This window comes from Gardnerella sp. 30-4 (assembly GCF_001641215.1).
In the GTDB taxonomy this organism is placed as follows: domain Bacteria; phylum Actinomycetota; class Actinomycetes; order Actinomycetales; family Bifidobacteriaceae; genus Bifidobacterium; species Bifidobacterium leopoldii.
On record NZ_LXJL01000073.1, the window covers coordinates 1 to 5033 of the forward strand.

At 36.1% G+C, this 5033-nt stretch carries 5 protein-coding genes and 1 pseudogene; 2 read left to right on the plus strand and 4 right to left on the minus strand.

The features are described from left to right. Positions 1–386 precede the first annotated feature (386 nt). The 3 genes from A5294_RS04855 to A5294_RS04865 are packed head-to-tail and all read right to left on the minus strand — an operon-like array spanning position 387 to position 2743. A complete protein-coding gene (locus tag A5294_RS04855; RefSeq protein ID WP_004574153.1) occupies positions 387–1559 on the minus strand; it encodes an exodeoxyribonuclease V in 1173 nt (390 codons plus the stop codon). 34 nt (positions 1560–1593) lie between these two features. Then, positions 1594–2247, minus strand: a complete 654-nt coding sequence (locus A5294_RS04860; RefSeq protein WP_004105678.1) for a response regulator transcription factor — start codon at positions 2245–2247, stop codon at positions 1594–1596. Between the two features lie 34 nt (positions 2248–2281). After that, positions 2282–2743: a hypothetical protein gene (locus A5294_RS04865; protein WP_064340601.1), complete on the minus strand. Its 462-nt coding sequence runs from the start codon at positions 2741–2743 to the stop codon at positions 2282–2284. Between the two features lie 570 nt (positions 2744–3313). Between A5294_RS04865 and A5294_RS04870 the strand changes: the two genes are divergently transcribed. Beyond that, positions 3314–3526 (plus strand): hypothetical protein, encoded by a 213-nt coding sequence (locus tag A5294_RS04870; protein WP_004105675.1) that lies wholly within the window; start codon positions 3314–3316, stop codon positions 3524–3526. A 256-nt stretch (positions 3527–3782) separates the two neighbouring features. Continuing rightward, positions 3783–3977: pseudogene (locus A5294_RS04875) on the plus strand (hypothetical protein); the annotation flags it as partial. A 177-nt stretch (positions 3978–4154) separates the two neighbouring features. Here the strand turns inward: A5294_RS04875 and A5294_RS04880 are convergent. Next, entirely contained in the window at positions 4155–4748 is a 594-nt protein-coding gene (locus tag A5294_RS04880) for a hypothetical protein (protein WP_004105672.1), read from the minus strand. Positions 4749–5033: the final 285 nt, after the last annotated feature.

Below are 5033 nucleotides of genomic sequence, written 5' to 3' on the forward strand. Positions count from 1 at the left end.
GTTGTTATATGAGTTTGTCAAGAATAAACATGAGAGATATGACACAAAGCGGCATTTTTATGTCGCCAAAATTGTCGCTTTGTCGCCAATGGATACAAAATTTAGTCATTTTGCTTAGAGCTAAGAACGTTCAATAAGTTTATAATTTCATCAAGTTCGCTTGAAAATGTTATTCCTTTTGTATAACTATATTTTTTAAGCAAGTTATCGTGGCAAAAATTGCAAATCTTACAAAAACTGCCACGATAACGTGTATGACATAGCAACGAAACAGCATTCTGCATTGCAAATTAACCGCTTACTTGCATCTTCTGTGCAAAGCTTCGTCCAAATACTCGATTAAAACGTGTCCAAATACTCGATTAAAGCGCAAGGAAGCACAATGACTATTTCTCTACATGAAGTGGAACATGTACATTAATAATCCACGAATCGCCATCTTCAATAACTTTAAAAGTTCCGCCAACTCGTTCCGCAAGCATCTTATGAAAACGCAGTCCATATCCTAATTGCAAGTTAGCAAGAACGCCTCGTTGCGCACTATTTATACACGTAATGTGACATTCATGGTCATTAAGCATTACATTCATGGCGTATTCTTTAGGTTTTGCAGCATGCTTTTTTACGTTCGCAAGCAGTTCTCGGCAAATATACTCAATCTGAGCACATTCTTCAAAAGGCAAATGTGCTGATCTCGAATTTTCAGTAGCTAAATCACTACTCAAGTCAATGGAACCAATATAGTCAAGCTTTTCAAATGACTTTTGTTCACAGTCAAATAAAACACGTAAGCCTGTGCAAAAATCTTTATAAAATGTAGTCGATTGCATAACATCGCCAGTGCTTGCAGTTGTAGCATTGTCAAGAAGAGAAATAATATTACGTGCTCTATGAACAGTTGTAGTAGCACGTTGAAGAATCTCTCGCGAATTTTCATGCTCTTGGTCATGAGTTGTTTGAGGTTCAATAGATTGTTGAGCTATCATCATAATGCTGGAAAGCTCATTAGTTACTTCATCGTGCATGCGAATTGCTGCAATAGTGGCATATTTTTGAAAAATGTTGTAACGCTGTGCAAATAACTGTTCTTGCTGTTGGTGAATAGTGGAAATATAGTATTTTACGATTGCGCTAGAAATAAGAGTGATAAGAAGCCACCACGCTAACACATAAGCGTTTTGAAAATCGCAGATAATAAAGAACCATGAAGAAACTCCGCAAGAAGAAAGCACAGTGTACCAAGGTTGAGTAATTACAGCAATTGCTAAACAAATCAATATGGTAAGCATCATAGATGAGTAGTTGATATTTGGCGCAATAATTACCAACGGCATCCAAATAAGCACAATAAAAGATGCTTTACGAGGCCATATTGCAATACATAAGCAGATTACAATCCATACTATTTCAACCGTAATTGCATGCCAATTAGAGTAGTAATGAAGATTATTATAGGAACAAATTTCAAGAATCAAAGTACAACTTATGATTGCGCCAATTCCAATTTTCTGCCAGGCATCATGCGGCAAAAAATTGATCATACGCGTTAATAATTTCATAACTACCTACTTTTACATGTTAATTTCTTACACGTTATATGTCATGCGAATATTTTGCGAGCGCAGCGAGCGCTTGCATACGACTTTTAACTTGAAGTTTTCCATAAATACGCCGTAAGTGCGTGTTGACTGTTGAAACTTTCACATTAAGCTGATCTGCAATCTCTTTCGTAGAAGATCCCTGTTTGCACAAGCGCATAATTTCCGATTCTTGAGGAGACAAAACTGAAGTCTTCGGAAGTTGAGAAATCATATTGAATGATTCTTGCGGAGTGTGAAAATAGTCAATATATTGTGGCAATTCTGGGCAACCGTAGCTTGTTGTGCGCGATTGAATAGCTGCAACTATGTCTGCTAAATTGTCTTTATGTACTAGCGCTTGACCACCCGACTTAGCAACTTGCAATACGTATTCATCCAGCATGTAGGAAGTAATGCCAATCAAAACAATATTGCTATTGCGCTCGCGAATTGCCTTAATTACATCAACACCACTCATTTCTCTCATTGACATATCTACTAAAAGTATGTCAGGAGTATTTTCTGTAACGCAACGATGAATAGCTTGTTTTGCAGAAGAACACATCCATGCACAAACAAAGTTTTCAGGCAAACGACTTCTCAGAAGAAGTTGCATATATCGCAATACAAGCGTGTCATTATCAACAATTGCGTAAGTAGTGTTCATACAATATATGGTATCTTGTTTTGGAATCCGCTTATCAAGAGATGTGCGATTGTATTGTTTTTCTCAAATTATCAAGATTGTACACATTAAAGTGCCATACGCTAGCACTTTCCGTTGGCACACTCCATTCTTCGGTTTTACCATTCGCAGTAAAGCGAATTATTTGGGTTGTTGGCTTATTTATAACTTCAAAATTAGTGAGTTGATTCCACGGAATGCGATGAAGATGCTTATCGTCTAATTTAGCTAGATTACCCGAGCCTAAAATGGTATTCGGATTAACAACAATAAACTCATTATTAGTGGCAGCAACAATACGCGCATCAACACTTTGCGCTACATAGAATAATTTAGGTAACAAAAATAGTTTGAGTAAATCTTTCCACCAAGGGTCGTATTTCATGGTAAATACATACGTCTTATCAACTGAAAGATTGTGATCTTTAAAGTACTTGACGATATCTTCTTCTCGTATACCGTGCAAAGGATTGGTCATAATAAGCACCTCCTTGTGATTCTTGTTTTGTAAATTACCAACATACTAACGTTCAAATTTTATCTACACAAATAGGCGTACTTATTTTTAACGATAGCGTTTTTAGAAAACTTTTTAAAACTTTTACGATTAGCAGTTTGTATGTTCTCAACAATCAACATTTAAGAACATTTCCGTTTTGGAACCATTCTTAAATAAAGACATATTTATGGAGTTATCGTGGCAAAAATTGCAAATCTAACAAAAACTGACACGATAACGGATGTGTTTGGGTTGATTTTTGCAGCATAAAAATTTCTACTGAGCCCAAAAATAACAATCACAAGTATTGCCAATTTTACTGTGTCACTAAATATAGTTACAGCTGATTACATGACAGTATTTTTTTATTACACTGAGAGCCATTGCACAATTTATTTGTACAGCAAAATAACGTTTTAAGGAAAGGAATTATGCGGTGAAGCGCTTAGCAAAGACAGTGTTAAAGAAACTCGGTGGTTCTGTTGGTATTGCATTTCAATTGGGTATTGCGCATGGCAATGTCGTGACCAGTGGGGTAGGTGAATCATTATGAAAAAGCAAATTTTGGCTTATTTTAAGCGACTTATCAAACGAGAAGCTACTTATATGCCGTTGACATTTATTGGCTTGCTTGGAATTTTTGCAATATTTAGTGGCAATACAATTGCTTACATTTCATCTCCAAATAGGTGGATTGAAACATTTGTTTTTACACTTATTGTTGCTTTTGCACGTGCCTTCATACCTGATGATCGTTATTGAACAATTTATTTCATAAAGATTAGCGAAATGCACACAGCACTTCGCTAATCTTCTATTTCATATTTTCTAAGTTATATTACGGTAGATTTTAATCCTATTTAGTTGTTTTTTATTTATCAGTAACTTTTTGGTTGCTGTCTAGGATGCTAATATGCAATATTCATAGATTACATTAAGAAGAAGGAATATCATGAGTCAAGATTTTGGAGTAAAAAATTGGAATCCATCTGCTGCAGCAAATACTAGTGACGATGACGATGAGCTTTCTGAAGAAGATTTTGATAAATTGGCTGCAGAGCTTGAGCAATTCTTTACCAAGTATGTAGTGTTAGAAAATAATAAGTTTGTAGTTCATGACGATGCGATTATTGCCGATGGTTATGGAGAATATTTAGAAGGCTTTCACATCTTAGCAGAAAAATTCACTGCTGGTCTTGAAGAGGACAGATAGCGTAAATTAACCACGATAACGCGTATAACATAGCGAATGTGCAATTAAAGTTATACGATACAGTCGCGTAATCAGTTAAAAAATATTGCCTGTTCATCAACGATATTGATTAACAGGCAATATTTTCAAAACAACAAAATTTGGCAAATAGCCTAAATTTTGTGGCTAAACCATTTACTATTTTGCTACGTCAAGAACTACTAAACGTTGTCCGCCATAAGTTCTGGCATCAAGACAGGTTTGAATAAAGTAAGCAGATTTAGGGAATTGCTCAACATATCCTTTGAACTGGCTTAACAATTTATCCGCGCTGCCTCCTCCTTCAAAGTCTTTATAATCTGCCACTTTATAGTCTTTGCCGTTTAATTTAACTGGTGTGCCCTTTTGAAGTTTCTTTAATAACATTCCTGAAGTATTTAAACGGTCGACGACCATGTAGTGACCAGTAATGACTTGGAACCAGTCGTCTTGAAGTGTCCAATGATAAAAAGCATCTTTCACGTAGGCCAACTTATCAGGATAAGCGTCCCAAATAACGGGTTTAGTTTCACCTAGTGCTTCAAAAGTTCCTTTTTCGCCTTTCACAAAAGCCTCAGGAACGTTCTTTTCTGAAGGTTTTTTGATTGATTTTGAATGTTTTTTAGTTGACTGATGGGTTATTTTCGTAGACGCTGAATTGTTTGCTTTGGAGCTACCGCAGGCCGCTAGCCCCACCAGCGAACTGAATAGCACTACAACACAAAGTACTTTTTTATAAGTCATTTTCCCCATAACTGACCTTCTTTCTTCGTATAGATGTGACTAACAACTGCTAGGCATCCTTATCAATTTGGATTCCAAACTTGAGCGCCTGCTCAGTTCAGCCCAAAACGCTTAGTTTAAACGGAGGATGAATTGATAGTCACTGCTGATTTTTGCATAAAGGGATTAACAAAACCAGTTTCTTTTCCATAGTGTACCATAAAGGCTGAGGGGGCTCATGTTACTTTCTAATTTTTCAGTTTTTATGTATACGATATTTTGGTTCAATAATTGACCTGTCTCTTATACACATCT

What these genes read in the sequence shown, in the direction of transcription:
- A5294_RS04855 (WP_004574153.1), bottom strand. Translation starts at nt 1,559, where the DNA reads ATGAAATTATTAACGCGTATGATCAATTTTTTGCCGCATGATGCCTGG.
- A5294_RS04860 (WP_004105678.1), bottom strand. Translation starts at nt 2,247, where the DNA reads ATGAACACTACTTACGCAATTGTTGATAATGACACGCTTGTATTGCGA.
- A5294_RS04865 (WP_064340601.1), bottom strand. Translation starts at nt 2,743, where the DNA reads ATGACCAATCCTTTGCACGGTATACGAGAAGAAGATATCGTCAAGTAC.
- A5294_RS04870 (WP_004105675.1), top strand. Translation starts at nt 3,314, where the DNA reads ATGAAAAAGCAAATTTTGGCTTATTTTAAGCGACTTATCAAACGAGAA.
- A5294_RS04880 (WP_004105672.1), bottom strand. Translation starts at nt 4,748, where the DNA reads ATGGGGAAAATGACTTATAAAAAAGTACTTTGTGTTGTAGTGCTATTC.